The organism is Pseudomonas sp. MIL9 (assembly GCF_016887925.1).
GTDB classification, from domain to species: Bacteria; Pseudomonadota; Gammaproteobacteria; order Pseudomonadales; family Pseudomonadaceae; genus Aquipseudomonas; species Aquipseudomonas mohnii.
Genome location: NZ_JAFEHE010000023.1, coordinates 111906 through 132282 on the forward strand (window position 1 = coordinate 111906; position 20377 = coordinate 132282).

General features: G+C 62.2%; 14 protein-coding genes. 10 read left to right on the forward strand and 4 right to left on the reverse strand.

Going from position 1 to position 20377, the window contains the following annotated elements; translation table 11 throughout:
- The first annotated feature begins 24 nt into the window (after window positions 1-24).
- From JQF37_RS23310 to JQF37_RS23325, 4 genes are all read left to right on the forward strand, one after another.
- A complete protein-coding gene (locus tag JQF37_RS23310) occupies window positions 25-1926 on the forward strand; it encodes a sensor histidine kinase (protein WP_130211048.1) in 1902 nt (633 codons plus the stop codon).
- On the forward strand, window positions 1923-3251 hold the full coding sequence (locus tag JQF37_RS23315; protein WP_130211047.1) for a sigma-54 dependent transcriptional regulator: 1329 nt from the start codon (window positions 1923-1925) through the stop codon (window positions 3249-3251). Before JQF37_RS23310 ends, JQF37_RS23315 begins: the two co-directional genes overlap by 4 nt.
- 816 nt (window positions 3252-4067) lie before the next feature.
- The gene (locus JQF37_RS23320) at window positions 4068-4442 is read left to right on the forward strand and encodes a transporter (RefSeq protein ID WP_130211046.1); all 375 of its coding nucleotides are present in this window, start codon (window positions 4068-4070) and stop codon (window positions 4440-4442) included.
- Window positions 4443-4452: 10 nt separating this feature from the next.
- Window positions 4453-4851, forward strand: coding sequence for an EamA family transporter (locus JQF37_RS23325; RefSeq protein ID WP_204149767.1), 399 nt, complete (start codon window positions 4453-4455; stop codon window positions 4849-4851).
- 50 nt (window positions 4852-4901) lie between these two features.
- Here JQF37_RS23325 and JQF37_RS23330 read toward each other — a convergent pair whose 3' ends face one another.
- Window positions 4902-5663, reverse strand: a complete 762-nt coding sequence (locus tag JQF37_RS23330; protein ID WP_204149768.1) for a MipA/OmpV family protein — start codon at window positions 5661-5663, stop codon at window positions 4902-4904.
- Between the two features lie 219 nt (window positions 5664-5882).
- On the opposite strand from JQF37_RS23330, the gene JQF37_RS23335 reads away from it, so the two are divergent.
- From JQF37_RS23335 to JQF37_RS23355, 5 genes are all read left to right on the forward strand, one after another.
- Window positions 5883-6581, forward strand: a complete 699-nt coding sequence (locus tag JQF37_RS23335) for an HAD-IB family phosphatase (RefSeq protein WP_130207567.1) — start codon at window positions 5883-5885, stop codon at window positions 6579-6581.
- The gene (locus tag JQF37_RS23340) at window positions 6574-7968 is read left to right on the forward strand and encodes an aminotransferase class III-fold pyridoxal phosphate-dependent enzyme (RefSeq protein WP_130207565.1); all 1395 of its coding nucleotides are present in this window, start codon (window positions 6574-6576) and stop codon (window positions 7966-7968) included. The genes JQF37_RS23335 and JQF37_RS23340 overlap by 8 nt, the downstream gene beginning before the upstream one ends.
- Window positions 7965-8855: an alpha/beta fold hydrolase gene (locus tag JQF37_RS23345; RefSeq protein ID WP_130207563.1), complete on the forward strand. Its 891-nt coding sequence runs from the start codon at window positions 7965-7967 to the stop codon at window positions 8853-8855. The genes JQF37_RS23340 and JQF37_RS23345 overlap by 4 nt, the downstream gene beginning before the upstream one ends.
- A 116-nt stretch (window positions 8856-8971) precedes the next feature.
- Window positions 8972-10744 (forward strand): ATP-binding protein, encoded by a 1773-nt coding sequence (locus JQF37_RS23350; protein ID WP_130207561.1) that lies wholly within the window; start codon window positions 8972-8974, stop codon window positions 10742-10744.
- Window positions 10734-12125 (forward strand): sigma-54 dependent transcriptional regulator, encoded by a 1392-nt coding sequence (locus JQF37_RS23355; RefSeq protein ID WP_130207559.1) that lies wholly within the window; start codon window positions 10734-10736, stop codon window positions 12123-12125. The genes JQF37_RS23350 and JQF37_RS23355 overlap by 11 nt, the downstream gene beginning before the upstream one ends.
- Before the next feature lie 56 nt (window positions 12126-12181).
- Here the strand turns inward: JQF37_RS23355 and JQF37_RS23360 are convergent, their stop codons facing one another.
- The 3 genes from JQF37_RS23360 to JQF37_RS23370 all read right to left on the reverse strand — a co-directional run bounded on the left by JQF37_RS23360 (window position 12182) and on the right by JQF37_RS23370 (window position 14949).
- Complete coding sequence (locus JQF37_RS23360; protein WP_130207557.1) at window positions 12182-13090, reverse strand: hypothetical protein; 909 nt, start codon at window positions 13088-13090, stop codon at window positions 12182-12184.
- The gene (locus JQF37_RS23365) at window positions 13087-13782 is read right to left on the reverse strand and encodes a hypothetical protein (RefSeq protein WP_130207555.1); all 696 of its coding nucleotides are present in this window, start codon (window positions 13780-13782) and stop codon (window positions 13087-13089) included. Before JQF37_RS23365 ends, JQF37_RS23360 begins: the two co-directional genes overlap by 4 nt.
- A 135-nt stretch (window positions 13783-13917) precedes the next feature.
- Window positions 13918-14949, reverse strand: a complete 1032-nt coding sequence (locus JQF37_RS23370; RefSeq protein ID WP_130207553.1) for an alpha/beta hydrolase — start codon at window positions 14947-14949, stop codon at window positions 13918-13920.
- Between the two features lie 209 nt (window positions 14950-15158).
- Between JQF37_RS23370 and JQF37_RS23375 the strand changes: the two genes are divergently transcribed.
- Complete coding sequence (locus JQF37_RS23375) at window positions 15159-20372, forward strand: DUF6543 domain-containing protein (protein ID WP_130207551.1); 5214 nt, start codon at window positions 15159-15161, stop codon at window positions 20370-20372.
- Window positions 20373-20377 lie beyond the last annotated feature (5 nt).

A 20377-nucleotide genomic window follows, 5' to 3' on the forward strand; every position in this document is an offset into this window, starting at 1 on the left:
GCTGGTTGACCCAAGGCATCTGTGATGAAATGCGACCCCACCCCCTATCGCGCCCCGCCGCCATCACTCGCCGTGAAACCCCGTCTGATTCGTCATTTGTTCCTGCCGCCACTGATCATCGCGCTGATGATCGGATTGGGCTACGTCGGCTTCTGGATCAGTGAGCACTACGGCATCCGCAGCCTGGGCGAGAACGGCCAGCGTCAGCTGGAGTTGCACGCCCGCGCCGTCGAGAGCGAAATCAGCAAATACACCTACCTGCCCAGCCTGCTGGAACTCGAATCCAGTGTTTCGCAGTTGCTGGCCGACCCGACCCCGGAGCACCGGCAAACGGTCAATGATTACCTTGAAGGCCTGAACCGGCGCAGCCGCAGTCGGGCCATCTATGTGATGGACACCACCGGTCGGGTCATGGCCACCAGCAATTGGCGCGATGTCGACAGTTACCTGGGGGAGGACCTGTCCTTCCGGGCCTATTTCCAGAACGCCGTACGCGGCCAGCCGGGGCGGTTCTACGGCATCGGCAGCACCAACGGCGAACCCGGCTACTACCTGGCCCATGGCCTGGAAGAACACGGCAAGATCATTGGCGTCGCCGTGGTCAAGGTTCGCCTCGAAGCCATGGAAGAGCGCTGGCAACGGGCGCGCCTGGAAGCCTTCGTCAGCGACGAGAACGGCATCATCATTCTGTCCAGCGATCCGGCGCGGCGGCTCAAATCCGTGGTGCCGCTGAGTGACGAGACCAAGGAAAAACTGGCCCGCAGCCTGCAGTACTACTGGTTCCCATTGAACGAACTGCAACCCCTGGCCCGGGAAACCCTGTCCGAAGGCGTGGAAAAACTGACCTTTCCCGCCAACAGCGAACTGGACACCGACGAAGAAAACATCAGCTATCTGGCCCAGACCCGGCCATTAAGCGATACCCCATGGAATTTCACCCTGCTGACGCCACTGCAGGATCTGCGTCGCGAAGCGATCAATCAGGGCATTCTGGTGGCGGTGGCCTTCGCCCTCGTGGCGTTCCTGCTGATCGCCTGGAACGAACGGCGCAAGGTGATTTCCACACGCCTCGCCGCCCGCGAGGCCCTGCAGGAAGCCAACAGTCAACTGGAGCGTCGGATTACCGAACGCACCGTCGACCTGCGTGCCAGCAACGAACGGCTCAAGGGGCAGATCCGTGAACGGCGTCACGCCGAAGAGACCTTGCGCCGCGCCCAGGATGAACTGGTGCAGGCCGGGAAACTCGCCGCCATCGGCCAGATGTCCACCAGCATCGCCCACGAATTGAACCAGCCGCTGGCGGCGCTGCGCACCCTGTCCGGCAACACCGTACGCTTTCTGGAGCGTGGTCAGCTGGATGTGGCCAGCACCAACCTCAAGACCATCAATGAACTGATCGACCGCATGGGGCGGATCACCGCGAGCCTGCGCGCCTTCGCCCGACGCGGTGACGACAAGGGCCAGGCGTGCCTCGGCAAAGCCGTGGAAGCCGCCTTGCAGTTGCTCGGCAGTCGCGTGGAAAACGCCCATTTGCAACTGCACCGGCATTTCGACGACGTACAACTGCAGATCGACCAGACCCGCCTGGAGCAGATCCTGGTCAACCTGATCGGCAACGCCCTCGATGCCATGCAGGCGCAACCGCAACCCGAGTTGTGGCTCGAGGGTGAAGTGTTCGAGGGCAAGTATCGACTGCGCGTCAGGGACAACGGCCATGGCATCGACGCCGAAGCGCGCAAGCACCTGTTCGAACCCTTCTTCACCACCAAACCCGGCGAGCAGGGGCTGGGCCTGGGCCTGACGCTTTCCGCGAGCCTGGCCGCCGCCACCGGCGGCCACCTGGGCGTCGAACACCCCGCCAGCGGTGGTACCGCTTTCGTCCTCGGTTTACCGTTGGTAAGCCCCACTCCCGCCGAGCCCATATGAACAACGACCTTAGTGTGCTGATCGTCGAAGACGACCCCCATGTGCTGCTCGGCTGCCAGCAGGCGCTGACCCTGGAAGACATTCCCTGTATCGGCGTAGGCAGCGCCGAAGAAGCCCTGGAGCGGGTCGGCGACAACTTTGCCGGCATCGTCATCAGCGACATTCGCCTGCCGGGCATCGATGGCCTGGAACTGTTGAACCGGCTCAAGGCCCGCGACCGCAGCCTGCCTGTGGTGCTGATCACCGGTCATGGCGACATCTCCATGGCTGTCGGCGCGATGCAGAAAGGCGCCTACGACTTCATGGAAAAACCCTTTTCCCCGGAGCGCCTGGTGGACGTGGCCCGCCGCGCCCTGGAACAACGCAGCCTGGCGCGAGAGGTGACGTCGTTGCGTCGGCAACTGGCCGAACGCGATTCCCTCGAAGGCCGGATCATCGGTCGCTCGCCGGCCATGCAGAATCTGCGCGAATTGATCGCCAACGTCGCCGACACCTCGGCCAACGTGCTGATCGAAGGCGAAACCGGCACCGGCAAGGAACTGGTTGCCCGTTGCCTGCATGATTTCAGCCGCCGACACAGCAAACAGTTCGTCGCCTTGAACTGCGGCGGCCTGCCGGAAAACCTGTTCGAAAGTGAAATCTTCGGTCACGAAGCCAACGCCTTCACCGGCGCGGGCAAGCGGCGCATCGGCAAGATCGAGCACGCCGACGGCGGCACGCTGTTCCTCGACGAAGTGGAAAGCATGCCCCTGCCCTTGCAGATCAAACTGCTGCGGGTGTTGCAGGAGCGCACCCTCGAACGACTCGGTTCGAACCAGAGCGTGGCGGTCGATTGCCGGGTGATCGCCGCGACCAAGTCCGACCTCGACGAGTCGAGCAAGGCCGGCGAATTTCGCAGCGACCTGTATTACCGCCTCAACGTGGTCACCCTGGAACTGCCGCCCTTGCGCGAACGTCGCGAAGACATCCTGCAATTGTTCGAGCATTTCCTTCAGCAGTCGTCCCTGCGCTTTGACCGTGCCGCGCCGGAACTGGATAACCAGACCCTGTCGAACCTGATGAGCCACGACTGGCCGGGCAACGTGCGCGAACTGCGCAACGTCGCCGAACGCTTTGCCCTGGGTCTGCCTGCCTTCAAGAAACCCGGCGCCAGCGCCGGCAATCAGGGCCTGGCCTTTGCCGAAGCGGTGGAAGCCTTCGAACGCAACCTGCTCAGCGATGCCTTGCAACGCAGCGGCGGCAACCTGACCCAGGCCAGCCAGGAACTGGGCATGGCCAAGACCACCCTGTTCGACAAAGTGAAGAAGTACGGGTTGAGCCACTGATGGATTTGAGGCTCAAGGCAACACTGGCGCGGCGGTGACGAAGCTGATGGCGACGACCGTGCTGGTTCGCCTTCACACCTGCCCTCCTGTGGGAGTGAGCCTTGCTCGCGATGAATATGCAGGCGATGGGTTTTTCCAGGCAGCCTGCGTCATCGTTAACGTCCATCGCGAGCAGGCTCGCTCCTACAGTGTTCGTGGATGTACGCCGAGTCCGTGAACGCACCAAATCCTGTGGGAGCTGGCTTGCCAGCGAAGGCGGTGTGTCAGGCGACATCGATGCTGAATGTGCCGCCCCCTTCGCGGGCAAGCCCGCTCCCACAGTGTTCGTGGATGTACGCCGAGTCCGTGAACGCACCAAGTCCTGTGGGAGTGAGCTTGCTCGCGATGAATATGCAGGCGATGGGGTTTTCCAGGCAGCCTGCGTCGTCGTTAACGTCCATCGCGAGCAGGCTCGCTCCTACAGTGTTCGTGGATGTACGCCGAGTCCGTGAACGCACCAAACTCTGTGGGAGCTGGCTTGCCAGCGAAGGCGGTGTGTCAGGCGACATCGATGCTGAATGTACCGCCCCCTTCGCGGGCTTGCTCGCGATGAATATGCAGGCGATGGGTTTTTCCAGGCAGTCTGCGTCGTCGTTAACGTCCATCGCGAGCAGGCTCGCTCCTACAATGTTTGTCCCGGGTTTGGCGCGTCCCTTGCATTTACCCACTAAAGCCCTCTCGCCCGGCCTTCAGGCTGGATGAACCTGCGGGGGCGATTGCCAAAGGGTAAATCCTGACTGTGAACATCGTGATTGCAAACCGAAAGGCGCCACGCCCATGACCTTCACCGTGATCGTGCTGGTGGCGTGTTCCATTGTGATGGACGTCATTGGCCAGCTCTGTTTCAAGCTCGGCCTGGACCGAATGCCGGAGCTCGAAGGCGGGTTTCGCCTGAATGCGTTCTGGGGCCAGGTGTTCAACGCACCGCTGCTGTGGTGCGGGATCGGCGCCTTTGTGGTCGAGTTTCTGGTCTGGCTCGAGGCCCTGTCCCGGGCGCCGCTGAGCCTGCTGTTTCCGGCGGCGGCCCTGGCTTACTGCGGCGTGGTGCTGGCGAGCAAAGTGATCCTCGGTGAAACCGTCAGTCGCCGTCGCTGGGCGGGTACGCTGGTGATCTCGGCGGGCGTGATGCTCGTGTGTGTCGCTCATGGATGAGGGTCAATCGATGATCGACAGCAAGACGGGCTGGCTGCACGAACGGCTCGGCACCCTCGTGCTCTGGGCCTTGCTGATCAGCTTCGAAAGCGCCGGCCAGATCGCCAGCAAAGTCGGCGGCGATCAACTCGGGCAGATGGACTTCACCCTGCAATGGCTGTTGGCCGTGGCCGACAATCCCGGGGTGTGGGTGGCGATCGCCTGCTACATCGGCGCGTTCTTCGTCTGGATGCTGATCCTGCGACGCAGCAGCCTGTCCCTGGCGTTTCCCCTCAGTTCGCTGGTGTTTGTCGGGGTACTGCTGGGGTCATGGCTGGGGCTGGGAGAGCAGATCAGCGTGCTGCACTGGGTGGGGGTGGCGGTGATCATGGGCGGGGTGGCGTTGCTGGCCGAGGGTGAGCAAACCTGAAGCTACCGCGACTTTTGTGGCGAGGGCGCTCACTCCCTCGCCACACCCTCTCATTTGAACTTGTAGGCAATCGCCACCTGCGCTTCACCCTGATTGGTATCGCCAACGGCTTTGACAATGCTGCTGTCCGCCGCCGACCCCGTCAGGTGAATCCAGCTGGCACTGGTCAGCAGCGACCAATGGGGCGCCAACGGGAACTCGAAACTCTGGGTCAGCGCCACGTTCTGCAACCCGCCGCCGGCGTTGTAGCGACGAATCCCCGAGGCCTGTGACTCATCGGCGCTGACGCCGAAGTAGGTCTGGGTCTGTCGGGCATCGGCGAAATGCGCCGTCAGGTTCGTGCTGCCGATCACCCCGCCACCGAGCGGATAACCCACCTCGCCACCGACCCGCCCCAGCACCCCACCCTGCCCGCTGCCGCCGCCCACTGCCTGGCCGACCGAGGCAAACACCCGCCAGAAATCGGCCGGCGCGTACTGCACGAACCCGCCCACCTCGGCCATATCCGGCACATCGCGCAAGCCACGCAACGACCCGTTCGCGGTGCGGCCCGGCAGGTAGTTCGCAAAAGGCCCGGCGCTGAAACCGTTGGCCTTGAAGGCACTCCAGGTCAGCCCGTCGTCAGTGCCGAGACTGACATCGCCCCAGTCCAGATCGAGGTACGGCACGGGTCGGGTTTCGTATCGACTGCCGGTCGGATCATGGGGTTCATAGCTCAGGCCCAGCCCGGCTTCGCCGGTGAGGCCATCGGCGTGGGCGTTGATGGAAAGACAGGTCAGCGCGGTAAAGAGCGCAACGGTAATCCTCGACATGAGGCAATTCCTTATACGGTACATGCGCGCATCAATCCCTGAATCGATGCCATCAGGCAAGCACTCATGTTGTTTGTAGCGACCTACAAAAATTGTAGCTTCACCAACGCGAACACAGGCCGGAACCCCAGCCCCGCTGGGCCGGACGCGATTGGCACAGTCCCTGCTCTACCCCTTTGGCAAGCGCAAACAGCGCGAAACGCTCAATAGGTACAACAGATGATTGACTGGCATATCGTGTGTGATTTCGACGGGACCATCACCCGCACCGACGTGATCGACAGCATCCTCCAACGATTCGCCGACCCAAGCTGGGAAACGATCGAAGAGGAGTGGCTGGCAGGCGACATCGGTTCCCGTGAATGCCTCAGTCGCCAGCTCGCACTGGTCAAGGCCACCCCGACCGAACTGCTCGGGTTCTTCGACGGCATCGACATCGACCCGGACTTTCCTGATTTCGTCGACCACGTCATCGGCCTCGGTGCGTCCCTTGAAGTGGTCAGCGACGGCATCGAACAAGGCATCGCGCGCATCCTGGCGCGCCACTACGTCAGCCTCCTGCCGATCCTTGCCAACCGCTTGCGTCAGGTCGATCACGACAGCTGGCGCATCGACTTCCCATACGCCAACGATGCCTGCCGCGCCGCTGCCGGCAACTGCAAATGCAAATCCACACCCAAGGCCAGGCGCGTGCTGGTGATCGGTGACGGCCAGTCCGACATGTGCGTGGCCTCCACCGCCGATTTCGTGTTCGCCAAGGATCGCCTGGCCGAGCACTGCGAGCGCAACGGCATTGCCTTTGCGCGCTTCGACAGCTTCGCGGAACTACCAGCCCTGGTGGCCCTTTTACCCAACGCCAACGCCGCCAACGCCACCTCTTTCAACGCAGAAACACAGGAACTTTTCCACCATGTCTGATATTCGAATCGCTACCGCCGAAGACCAAATCCTGCTGGAAAAGGAAGCCAGATACTGCTCCTACGGCGACACCGTTCACTACATCGAGCCGCCGCGCATTTTCAGTCGCTGCGAAGGCTCCTACGTCTGGGACACCAGTGACCAGGCTTATCTCGACCTGCAAATGTGGTACTCGGCGGTCAACTTCGGTTACGCCAACCCGCGCCTGAACAATGCACTGAAACAGCAGATCGATACCCTGCCGCAGATCGCCAGCCAATACCTGCACAAAGGCAAGATCGAGCTCTCGGAAATGATCGCCGTGGACGCGAAGAAGAAGTTCGGCCTCGACGGTCGCGTGCACTTCAACGTCGGCGGCTCGCAGTCCATCGAGGACTCGTTGAAAGTCGTGCGCAACGCCACCAACGGCAAGAGCCTGATGTTCGCCTTCGAGGGCGGTTATCACGGCCGCACTCTTGGCGCCTCGTCGATCACCTCCAGCTACCGCTATCGCCGCCGTTACGGCCACTTCGGCGAGCGCGCCAATTTCATCCCGTTCCCGTACCACTTCCGTGGCCCCAAGGGCATGACCAAGGAAGAGTACGGCAGCCACTGCGTGCAGCAATTCGCCCGCTTGTTCGAGACCGAATACAACGGCGTCTGGGACCCGAAAGTCGGCCAGAGCGAGTACGCCGCGTTCTACGTCGAGCCGATCCAGGGCACTGGCGGCTACGTGATCCCGCCGATGAACTTCTACAGCGAACTCAAGCACGTGCTCGACCAGCACGGCATTCTGATGGTGGTCGACGAAATCCAGATGGGCTTCTACCGTACCGGCAAGTTGTGGTCGATCGAGCACTTCGACGTCAAACCGGACGTGATCGTCTTCGGCAAGGCCTTGACCAACGGTCTCAATCCGCTGGGCGGCATCTGGGCCAGGGAAGAGTTGATCAACCCTAAAGTCTTCCCGCCGGGCTCCACCCACTCGACCTTTGCCTCCAACCCCCTGGGCACGGCGGTGGGTCTGGAAATGTTCAAGATGACCAGCGAAGTCGACTACGGCGCGATGGTCATGAACAAGGGCAAGTACTTCCTCGAAGGCCTGAAAGACTTGCAGAAACGCTACCCGATCATCGGCGACGTCGATGGCCTGGGCCTGGCCCTGCGCTGCGAAATCTGTGGCCCGGACGGCTTCACGCCGGACAAGGCGACCCTGGATTTCATGGTCGAAGAAGGCATGAAGGGCGACATCGAAATCGACGGCAAACGCCTGGGCCTGATCCTCGATGTCGGCGGTTACTACAAAAACGTGATCACCCTGGCCCCGTCGCTGGAAATCAGCTACCCGGAAATCGACCTCGGCATCGCCCTGCTCGATCGCCTGCTGCACCGAGCGATGAAACGATGAACGCGACGGTTTCACCGGACGCGATCGACATGGGTGAAGGCCGCGCCGGGTTTGTCCTCGGCAGCGGCGAGGTCGCGGTGTTGTTGATCCACGGCCTCACCGGCACCCCGACGGAACTGCGTCGGGTGGCCATGGGCCTGGCGAAAGCCGGGCACACGGTCTACGTGCCGACCCTGGCCGGCCACTGCGGGGGCAACGCCGACCTGCAAGCCACCGGCTGGCGTGACTGGTACGAAAGCGCCCGCAACACTTTCGTCGGTATACGGCGCAAGCACGAGCGCGTGTTCGTCGGCGGCTTGTCGATGGGCGCGGTACTGTCGATGTACCTGGCCGCCGAACACCCCGGGCAAATCGAAGGCTTGATGCTGTATTCCACCACCCTGCGCTACGACGGCTGGAGCATCAACAAACTGGCGTTCCTCACGCCCTTGCTGATGAGAATCCCGTTCGGCGTGCACCTGTGCAGCTTCGAAGAAAAACCGCCCTATGGCATCAAGAATGAACGCCTGCGAGCGATCGTCGAGCGCCAGATGAAAGAAGGCGAAAGCAGCCAGGCCGGTTTGCTGACCATGGAAGGCGTGACCGTGCGCGAACTGCACCGACTCAACGCCGTGGTGAAAAAGCGCATGCCGTCGATCACCACACCCACGTTGGTTCTGCACTCCCTGGAGGACGACATCACCAGCCGCTGGAACGCCGACTATGTCGAACGCAAGCTCGGCGGGCCAGTGGTCAAGGTCATGCTGGACGACTGCTATCACATGATCACCGTCGACCTGCAATACCACCGGGTGATCGAGCTGAGCGTCGACTTCATCCAGCAGCGCTTCATCCAGCAAATCTCCCTGCCACAGCCCCTGCGCCAGGACCATCGGCAACTGGCCTGACCCCCAGAGGGCGAGCCCGGCTGCAGCCGGGCTGCCACTGCCGAGGCAATGTCGGCTACTGTATTGCATCAGGCTTCACGATTTATCCCGAAATGGCTTTCGACAAGCGAAACCCGATGACCAGACACCGCCCCTCCAACGCCCGACCCTTTGCCCTCTCCGGCTGGAGCCTGCAACGCAAACTGGTACTGGCCTTCTGGCTGGTCAGCGTGATCCCAACCATGATCGCCGCCGAACTCGCGGCCACTACCCTGTCGCAGATTTTCGACAGCAACGTACGAATCTGGCTGCAGGAATCGACCAAGATCGTCGAAGACGAAATCGGCGAAATACTGCGCGACAATGCCCGGGCCGCACAGCTGTTCCTGCGTTACAGGCGCCCACCCATCGATCAACTGTCGGCCCAGAACGACCAACTGACCGCCGACATCGCCGACGCCATCGGCATCGACGTGGTGGCGCTGGTGCGCAACAGCGATCAGAAAGTGCTGTTCAGCACGGCCTCCGACGACATCGTCCGGCAGATCAGCCTCGCCCCCAAAGCCGTTTTGCAAACCCTGCAAGTCGGCGGTATCGCCACCGGCACGGTGGTCTCGACCTTCGAGACAGAGCAGGCCGGTGTCGAGTACAAACTGCTGGTGGCCACTTACCTGGACAGAAATTTCCTCACCAGCGTGGCCGAGGTGCACTCCCTGGACCTGCGGTTGTACCTGGCCAAGGCCAATGACTTCGCGGAAGTGTTCTCCTCCCAGCGCTTCGAAGATCACCCGTCGGCCGTACCGGAAAAAATCGAACAGATCCTGCGCGCCACCCGGGAACCGACCGAGCAGTTCACCAATCGCTACAGCGGCATCTACCGCCCGATCTTCAATGAAGAAGGTGAGCTGCAAGGCGTGATTTTCAGCGGTCTGCTACGCCACAGCAGCCTGTTGGGACTGGTCAATCAAAGCAACCTGTTCATCCTGATTTTCCTGCTCAGCTCGGCGGCGTCCCTGACGGTCGGCTGGCTGGTCTCGCAGCGCCTGACCAAACCCTTGCGCGGGCTCTCCAACGGCGTTCAAGCCGTGATCGCCGGGGACTACCGCCAACGCTTGCCGGTGACAGGCGGTGACGAACTGGCGGAACTGAGCAGCACCTTCAACCACATGAGTGAGCGCCTCGGCGAGTTGCAGCATCTGGAATCGCAGCTGCGTCGCCGCGATCGCCTGCATGCCCTGGGCGAAGTCGCGATGGGCCTGGCCCATGAAATCCGCAATCCACTGGGCATCATCAAAACCGCCACGCAACTGCTGCATCGACGCGCCGACCTGCCCGAAAGCGACAAGCGGCATCTGGAATACGTGGTCAGCGAAGTCAGCCGGATCAATGACCTGATCACCGACTTCCTCGATTTTGCCAAGCCCAGCGCACCGATGCGTTCGACCCAATCGGCGCGCCCGCTGGTGGATGAACTGGCCGGGTTCTGCGCGCCGGAACTGGCCAGCCACCACATCGACGTGCGCATCGACGATCAGGCCCCCGGCGCCACGGTTTACGCCGACGCACGGCAACTGAAACAGGCCGGCCTGAACCTGATCGTCAACGCCATCGACGCCATGCCCGACGGCGGACACCTGACCCTGGGCATCAGCCGCGACGGCCCCTACACCGTGATCAGCATCAGCGACACTGGCGAGGGCGTCGAACCGGACATGCTCGAACGCATCTTCACACCGTTCGTCACCACCAAGGCCTCTGGTACCGGGCTGGGTCTGGCGAAGGTCTTCTCGATCATGGAAAGTCATGACGGACGCATCGAATGCGTCAGCGAAAAACAGGCCGGGGCCACCTTCAGCCTGTACATCCCGGCCAACGGTGCCGACTTCGACGAGGGCAGCGATGACACATAACGTACTGGTGGTCGATGACGAGCCCAAGCTCTGCGACCTGCTCGCCTCGGCGTTGAGCCAGAACGGCATCAGCGTCTTCACCGCCGGCAACGGCCTGCACGCGCTCAAGGTGCTGGAGGTCGAAGACATCGACCTGGTAATCAGCGACTGGCGCATGCCCGGCATGGACGGCCCGCAATTGCTGGCGGAAATCAAAAGCCGTTTCCCGCAGCTGCCGGTGATCGTCATGACCGCCTACAGCACGGTGAAAAACGCCGTGCAGTCGATGCGCAACGGGGCCTTCGACTACATCGCCAAACCCTTCGACATCGATGAACTGGACATCACCGTCAGCAAGGCCCTGCAGTTTCGCGACATTCTCAAAGACAACCAGCGCATGCGCGCCGAACTCGATGAACACCAGCAGATCGACAGCCTGATTGGCGACAGCCCGAGCTTTCGCCGGGTGCTGCAGGCGATCGATTCAGTGCGCGAAAGCAACGCGACGATCCTGCTGACCGGCGAAAGCGGCACCGGCAAGGAAATGGTCGCCCGGGCGATCCACAAGCACGGCAATCGCGCCGACAAACCCTTCGTTGCGGTGAACTGTGCGGCCATCCCCGAAGGCTTGCTGGAAAGCGAAATGTTCGGCCACCGCAAAGGCGCCTTCACCGGCGCCGTGACCGACCGGATCGGACGGTTCCAGCAGGCCGACAAGGGCACGCTGTTTCTCGATGAAATAGGCGAAATGCCCCTGGCCCTGCAGGCGAAAATCCTTCGGGCCTTGCAAGAACGGGTGATCGAACCGGTGGGCGATCCCCGCGAGCGCAAGGTCGATGTGCGGGTCATCGCCGCCACCAATAAAAACCTGCTGGACGCGGTGGCCAACAAGGAGTTTCGCGAAGACCTCTACTATCGGCTCAACGTGTTCCCGATTCCCCTGCCGGCCCTGCGCGAACGCGTCGAAGACATCGCCCCGCTGGCCCGGCATTTCGCCCATTCGCTGGGCGCTGCCGCCGGCAAACGCATCACCGGTTTCAGCCCGCAAGCGTTACAGGCCATGGCCAATTATTCATGGCCGGGGAATATCCGCGAACTGCAAAACTGTGTGGAGCGCGCCACCATCGTCGCCTCGGGGGCGGTGATTGAAGACGATGATCTGCCGGCGTACCTGTTTGCTTCGTCGCCAGCCGGCAGCGGCGCCATTCTCAGCGAGGGCGCCAGCGTGCCGCCGGATCTGGACGCCGCGTTGGCGGAAGTCGAAAAGACCTACATTCTGGCGGCGCTGGCACAGAGCAACGGCGTACAGGCCGCCGCCGCGCAGTTGATCGGAATCTCCGAGCGCAGCTTCTGGTACAGGCTGAAAAAACTCGGGATTCATGTGGACAAGATCGTGCGCTGAGCCAGGAAACACACCACCCACTGTGGGAGCGAGCCTGCTGTGTCAGGCCTGGAGCGCTAGCGCCCTGAAACCTGCTGCAATTGCGCCTGGGTCATCGCATCCTCAAACGGCACGGGCACAGACTTCACCGCGCCGTAGAGGTTGCGATAGCGCCAATAGTTACCGTTGTTGGCCAGTTGATAACCGCGCTCGACCACGCGCCGACCGTCCAGTACATAGCGCAAGGTTTCCTGGGCTGCCGGAGGCGGTGTCGGCTGCATCAGGTCGGTGGCCAACACCCGCATGGACTCATCGATGCATTCATCGAGCACGGCGGTAACCTTCGCCAGTTCCAGGCTGCCGTCATCGATGCACTGCTGGCCGCAGCGGCGAATCGGCTGGCTGGCCACCTCGATGCGCATGCGATACAGCGGCGAACCGGCAATGTCCTGAACCTGCACCTGATTGACCAGCACAAAACTGCCGCGATCCGGGGTCAGCATCAGCTTCGGTTCGATCAACAAACGAGCCGTGACCTGGCCTTCGCCCTGCTTGAGCCCGGCACTTTGCGAAGCCCGTTGATAGCGCTGCTGCAGGCGTTCCTGCAACGCCACGCCACCGAGCAAATCGGCCATGGGTTGCGCGTCTTTGAGTGCGGCTTTTTCCGCATCGCGCTGCAGGCTGCCGCTGCCCACCTGGGTATTGACCACACTGGCCACCAGCAGCCCGGCCAGTCCGGCACTGTTACCCGAGTTCGCGACCAGGTTCTGGCTGATCGAAGCCGCCTTCAATGCAGCCTCGGAATCGATCACCGTGCTGGCACCGACAAACGCTTGCGGCACTTGGACATCGACCTTGAGCCCGTGGGCCTGGACGTAGGGCAATGCGCCCTGATCCTTGAAACCGGCGTCGGGGGCCGGTTTTTGTGCGCAACCCGTCAACATCAACAGGGCCAGCGCGCTGGCCCCAACGATTGGACGCTTCATTGTGCGAACGGAGTGATCATTTGCTGACGGCTGGTATCCACAGCCTGGTAGAACGCATTGGACAGGTTGCTGTAGGTCGGCTCATCCCACTCGCCCTGAGCGGCTTGAGTCACGACAAAAGGCTTGAACCACAACAGTTTGTTGTCGGCCAGGTCGACCACCAGGCCCTGCCCACCCACCTGCGCCATCGGCACGCTGGTCGGTATAAAGCCGTGGTAGCTTCGCGTGGCACCGGTGGCGTAGACGTTCACCAACAGCAACCGGTCCACCCCATAAGCCGCCTTGACCGGCGTCAGGTCGCGGGTCATGTAGCCTTCGTGGAACGAGATTTCCTTGTAGGTTTTCAAATCCAGCGGCTCGTCGATACGCTTGGCTTTGTAGCCCTTGGCCTGCAACTTGGCGACGATCAAGTCCGGCAAGGTGGTCAGATCACGCACTTGCCACTGCTCGACATTGGCACTGAGTTTGCTGTTGACGCCCTTGTTGATGGCGTAGTCGAGAAATCCCTGATTTCCGGTCAAGGCCAACACCGGCGGCGGTACCACGGTGATCGCCACACCAATGGTCGGCTCCTTGGCATCCCAGAATTGATGATCCAGCGGTACGGGAGGTTGGACATTGGCACAACCGGTGAGGGTCAGGCAGGCAAGCAAAGTCAGCGCAGCGATAGTGCGTAGAGCGTGAAAATTCATGGATCAAATCCCTATGATTGAAAACATCGCTGCCTGTATCGGCAGCCACGGTCAAAACCATAGTGGCATATAGCTACTTTTTTGACGACTGAAAAATGTCAGTCGACGGTTGCCCTCATGATCTGGGGCGGGGAGTCACAGCAGATTGTGTTCGGCCACCGGCTCTATCTGCGCCCAATGCGAGGTGTCCTCGCGATGAGCCCGCAAGTACGGCAACACCGCCGCCAGCAACGGCGCCTTGAACGCCTCCTGGAAACGATGGGCCAATCCCGGAATCAATTTCAACTGGCTGCCACGGATATGCGCCGCCAGGTGCACGCCATGCATCACCGGCAACAACGGATCGGCGGTGCCATGCACCACCAGCGCCGGAACGCGTAACTGGTTGAGCAACGCCACACGGCTCGGCTCGGCGAGGATCGCCATGATTTGCCGTTTCACCCCTTCAGGGTTGAACGCACGGTCATAGGACAGCGCCGCCTGATGCAACAGCGCCTGGCGATCATCCGTCACCATCGGGCTGCCCAGGGCCGCCAGCAAGTCAGCCTGTTGCTCCAGCGCGACCTCACGATTGGGTGCCCCGCGACGTGCGAGCAACTGCACCAACGCCGCACTCGGCGCCGGCAAGCCTTCGGCCCCGGAACTGGTCATGATCAGGGTCAGGCTTTCGACCCGTTGCGGGGCCATGGCGGCCATATGCTGGGCGATCATGCCGCCCATGCTCGCCCCCAATACGTGGAATTGCTCGATGTGCAAGGCATCCATCAGCCCCAGGCCGTCATCGGCCATGTCGGTCAACGAATACGGCGCCGACACCGGCAAGCCGAGCTTGTAGCGCAACACTTCGAAGGTCAGGTTGGCCTCGACCGGCGGTTGCCGCCAGGTGGACAGGCCGACATCGCGATTGTCATAACGGATCACCCGGAAGCCCTGCTGACACAGCGCGACCACCACCTCGTCCGGCCAGTGAATCAACTGCCCGCCCAGGCCCATCACCAGCAGCAACGCCGGATCGGAGGCGCGGCCGATGCTCTGGTAGGCCAGGCTCACCTGCGCCAGATCAACCCGTTCGGTCGGGACATTGACATCGCAACGAGACGCCGCCCATGACGGCAGGCCAAACAACGCGGCCATGAAAAAGACTGTCGATAAAAACAAAGCGCGCATGAAGAAACACCGAAACGCAGAACCCCAGTAGAGCGCGAGTCTGATGAAGTTTGTTCAAGCGCGCTGCCACAGTTCGATGACAGTTTGATGAAGTGTGCCGGGCGGTCATCAGGGCACACTCAGCGCCGCGCGATAACTATGTACCGCCCGCCCCTCGTTCGACCGACCTCTAATGACCCCGACTTTTTCACCCATCGGAGTCCTGCTTCATGCTCGAAACACCCACCGCACCGCCGGCCGACTTCGGCCTCGTTCCTCCATCAGCCCAAAACACCGACGAAAACCTGTACCTGAGCGCCTCGGCGCGCTGGAACGATTGTCGCGATCAGTGGCTGGCGCTCATGGCGCAGAACCCGCAAGCCCCCTTGACCGCCGACTGGTGGCAGGCACGCGCACGCGGCACCGACCGGTCGCGCAAGGCACAGGCCATTGGCTTGTATCGCCAGCATTTCGAGGCGTCGTGCCAATGGGCATTCACCCAGGGCACCTTGAATGCCGAACAGCTCAACGTGCTGCTGGAGCTCGTCACCCCGACCGCGCCAAACACCACCCCCGAAGTCCTGGTGTACGTCGAAACACTGTCGCTCAGGGGCGACAGCGGCCTGACGGTCGAACTGCCGGGCGCCCTGGTCATTACCCGCAACACCGACCAACCGGTCAGCCAAATGCTGTATTGGCCGTCTCGGCAAGTGCCGTGGATGACCTTTGAAAGCCGCAACGACATGGAACGCTGGTTGATCCGGCAGCAACCGCAACCGGGGACCAAGGTCACGGTCGACTACACCGTCCTCGACAAACCCGAGCTGGGGAAAAGTGCCGAATCCCTGTTGGCGCGACTGGCCACCGCCGCTGCCGAGCGGCCACGCAACGACGATGTTTTTGCCCCGCCCCCCGACCTGCCCATGGCGGACGCCAATGACGACGTCGCCCCGTTCGCGCAACTGAGCCCGGACATTCCATTTGACCTGCGCCGCAGTGCCGTACTGCACCAGCAAACAGCCCTGGAGAACCTGCTGGGCCCGAACTTGCCAGGCGACCCGAACGACCCGCGCCTGCAGCGGCTGCAACAGCAATTCGACGCCCTGCGCAGCGCCGAGCAGGCCAGCACCGAGGCCGCCAGCGCCCTCCTGGGTACCGACGGTGCACCGCAACTGCTCGAATTGCGCAAGCAGTCAGGTCCCCATTACACGGCCCTGTATCAGGCGCGCCTGAGTGGCCTGCGTGCCGAAGCCGACCTGCAATTGCGCCTGAATCAAATCAGCAACGATGAACATCAGTGGCTCACGACCGTGCTCGACGCGCCCGATCAGCCACGACCGGCTGACACAGCGGTCGCCCGACTGGTGCTGTCAGCGACGGTCAACGAAGGCGACACCGCCACGACGCACACCCAGGAACTGGATGGCGTGTTGGTGTTCGCCCGTCCATCGGCCTTGCTGGCGTCTGCCAGCGACAGTCTGCTGCTCTATTGGCCCGGACGTTTCGGCGGCCTGCAACGGTTCGCCTCCCGCCAGGCGCTGGAGCAGAGGTTGTTCAAGCGGCCGGCCAACGACGACACGCAAACCCTGGACCTCCCGACGCTGACCGGCAATCCGTTCGAATACGCCTTGCAAACCCAGCTTCAAAGCTGTGAACAGCAGGCGGCGCGACTGATGACCGCCAACCCCGTTCCGTCCCATGCCAGCCAACGCGCGGCGGAACTGGACAACCTGCGCGAACAGACCCTCGCCCGCCTCACCGTTCCCACGGCCCCCGCACGGGAGCTGGCCTTTGCCCACATCCTCGAGCAGAACCGCAGCGTCCTGCTGGCCACAGGCTTGCCGTCGTCCCTCAGCGCACTGTCCGCGGCCCAGCGCGACCGCATCAAAGCGCTATTCACCGCCTACATCGCGGCGATGAAGCGCTCCCATCAGTTGCTGGAGCGGGAACTGCCGCTGCGCGAGGCCTTCAGTAAAAAGGCCATCGACGCCCGCCTGCGCAAAGACTTCGCGCTCACGCAAAACGTTGAAGTGATGCTCGACCTCCCCGACACCACCACCTGGCGCAGAGAGCTGATCCAGGGCCCGGCGCCTGGCACACCGCAAAAAAGTGTACTGATCGGCAGCGAGCAACGCAGCCTGTTGTCCATCGCCGAACTGGCGCAAGGCAATATCGATCAGCCGATGGGGTGGCGCTTGTCGTTGATGCGGGTCCAGATCAGCGGCGCGGACGAGGGCGAACGGCAGAAGCTGCAAACCGGCATCACCCTGGCCTACCTGCGCAAACTGGTCACCGAACTGGATCTGGCCGGAAAATACGAGACGTTGATCCGCGAGACCTTCCTGGGCACTCCGGCCGCCTCGGCCTTCAGCAATGAATATCGACGTGAATGCCTGAGCGAACCCTGGCGCCTGATGCTTGAACTGCAAGGGGAGTTCGCCGTGCTCGCCAAAGACATCGATGTCGCCGGCCAGCGCGTGCTTCGGATCGCCATCGACGCCAACAGTCGTGAAGCCTTTGCGGTCGACGGCAAGCGCATCGTGTTGTTGCCTGCGCACCTGACCGTTGGCGGCACGGACACGCCGGGCCAGGGACCGAGCACCCTGGCCGGCGTGACCTTTATCGTCGAGCAAATCAGCGGCCTGACCCTGCTCTATCGGCCTGACTGCCCCGACGGGGTTTTTCTGCGTCAGTTCGACAGCCTCGAACAGGCGCGGAAGTTTCTGTTTAACCAATGCCTGCACAGCACGATGGTCAGCTACCTGGCCGGTCGCGCCCTGACCGGGGAGTTCGCCCGGCACGTCAGCCGGATCAACCAGGCCCTGCTGAAAAACTTCGACGCCCTGATCGGCATCGGTACCGCCTGGCCGAGCACCACATCCCTTACAGCGCATCTGCTCAATGTGCACATGGGCCGTCTGCTGGAGGCGCATCGGGCGACATCGCGCTCCAACGATGCCTTGTATCTGGAGCACGTCGCGCTGCGCTGCGGGGCCCTGTTCAACTACCTGAAAATGGCGCTGGGCGTCGTGCCTTTCGTGGGTACGGCCATTGCCCTGTACGACGCCTGGAGCAGCGCCAACCTGGCGGTGGCGGCCTTCTTGCGCGGTGATGTCGGCCATGGCCTGGCCGAGGTGGAAGCGGTGTTGCTGTCATTGATCGACGCCGCCATGGACCTGCTGCCCGGCGCCAGCGCGACGTCCGGCACCGCGCGTGCCGCCACGCGCGGGCGACAACTGCGCGCCATGACGAAAACACCGGGCGCCTTGCAGGTGTCGACCCCGCAGCAGGTCCGACGCACCCTCGAGCGCTTCAGGGGCTATGAGTACGAACACGAGATATCCCTGGCCGGCCTGCAACCGGGCACCGAAGGGATCTATCGCAACGTTTATCGACACACTGACGGCGACTTCATGGTCAGCCAGGGTCGCATCTATCGCATCGAATTGACCGACAACCCACCGCAATGGCGCTTGAGCGCCACGGGCACACGGACCTATAAACAACCCATCGCCCTGGACGAAGCCGGCCACTGGAATACCCACTACGCGGTGTACGGCACCGTGACCGCCGGAGGGGGTGCCGGTGGCGGCGCGGTGCTCGGGCATGTGGCTGACGGCCTCGACCCGCTGTGGCCCGCCGCGATTCGCCGCTGGTTGCCACGCTGGTGGGCCGACCGGGCCTTGCGCCGCCAGTTGACCCTGACCAACACCGTCGACGCCTACACCCGGCGGCTGCAAACCCAGACCCACGGCTCCAACGCGGTCCTGGGGCACTACTTCAAACTTGAATTGAACCAGCGTCCCCCCCTTCGTGCCAAAGTCGACACCGCCTGCGTGAACGACATCGAACTTGCACAGGCCCTGTACCTGAACCTTGAAGAGTTGATGCTGTTCAGCCATGGCCGAAAACGCACGCAGATCGAAGACTTTCAAAGCCGCTGCGCCTGGGTCATCGTTGATCGCACGGTGCGGCGGGTCGAATTGGCCAGAGAGCGACTGGTGGCACATCTCGACCGTATCGATCAACTGGTGGCCCGTTCGGACGCCACGCACTACAGCGATACCGCTGCACACGTGCAATTGATGGCGCAACGCAAGGAAGTGCGAATCGAGTTTCTCAAGGATTTTGAGCAGCTTCACGCACAGGCCGCAGAAGCCAATCGATGGAACGGCAGGATCACCCATCGCGTACAAAAATCGAAGATGGCCCCGGAGATGGCCACCATTAACGAAAAATTCAGCAATGCCAATTACCACTACCTCAAAGCGGCGCATGTGCTGGAGATCATCACCCACTACAGCGCCGTCACCGACCAGTCCTGGGTCTACTTTCACGTGCAATTGAAGGAGGCCCGCAACAAGGTCGGGCGTGCCCTGCTGACCCAACATCATTTGCCGGAAGTACAGGCCACGTTTACCCAGCGCAACAAGGTGCTCGAAGATTGCCTGGCGACCTATGCCAAGTTTCGCCGCCACCTTGGGGCCTGGTCGCTGGGTTATCCACAGCATCTGGATCTGGAGCGCGTCACAGCGTTTCTCGACATCCTGGAAAACGTCGAAGCGTCGGCTCGCCAGGCCATCAAGACACGCCCATCCAACACCCCGAAAGCGGGAAGCGCCGGGAAACAATTGTTCGAGACCGAAGACAACCAACTGCTCATCGGCGTTGCCAGCACCGATGCCGTGACCCGACAACAGCGCTTCACCGTCGAGGGCGTCGATGGTCACAGGGAAACCTGGCTACCCCGTTCCTCCAGCGGCAAATACCACCTCAGTGAACCCGTGACTGCTGCGCCAACGGAGCTGACGACCGATATCACGCCGTTGCTGGTGGAGGCCAGGAAACGACTCGGCACCGTGGACGCCTACAAAAGCAAAGTCGAAGGCTACGCCCGCCAGGACATGTTGCCGGTCGATCTGGAGCACATGATGATCAGTGAAGCCGCGGAACTGAACATGCGCGCCCGGGCCATCGAACGCCTGTCGCCCACGGAGACGGTCGCGCTGCAATTGCGCAATCGCGCGAATGAATTGACCCGTGCCGGCCGCACCCTGCGAATCGACCAGACCCTGAACAGCAAAACCCCGACCGAGGGCTACCTGGACTATCTGCTCGAACAACGCGTGGTGGACATCCGCAAGGAGGGCGGCCTGCGCGATCTGGGCAAACGCGCGGACGGGCGCAGGGATTTCCTCCAGGAGTACGAGGTCCGCGATGTGCGCGGTGAGTCACCGCAGACCTTGTGGTACGCGCATTTCCACTACGGCTCGGCGAAACCTGCGTTCAACGACTTCGTCAAAGGTCATTTGAAACTGCCGGAGCAACGCAACCTGGGCCTGCAATGGCAGCAGGCCCAGGCCGAGAGTGGCGCCCACGTGCAAGCGATCTGGCGCGGCGACATCGGCAAACCGCTGGGGATCAAACACTTCGCCGAACTCTAAACAGC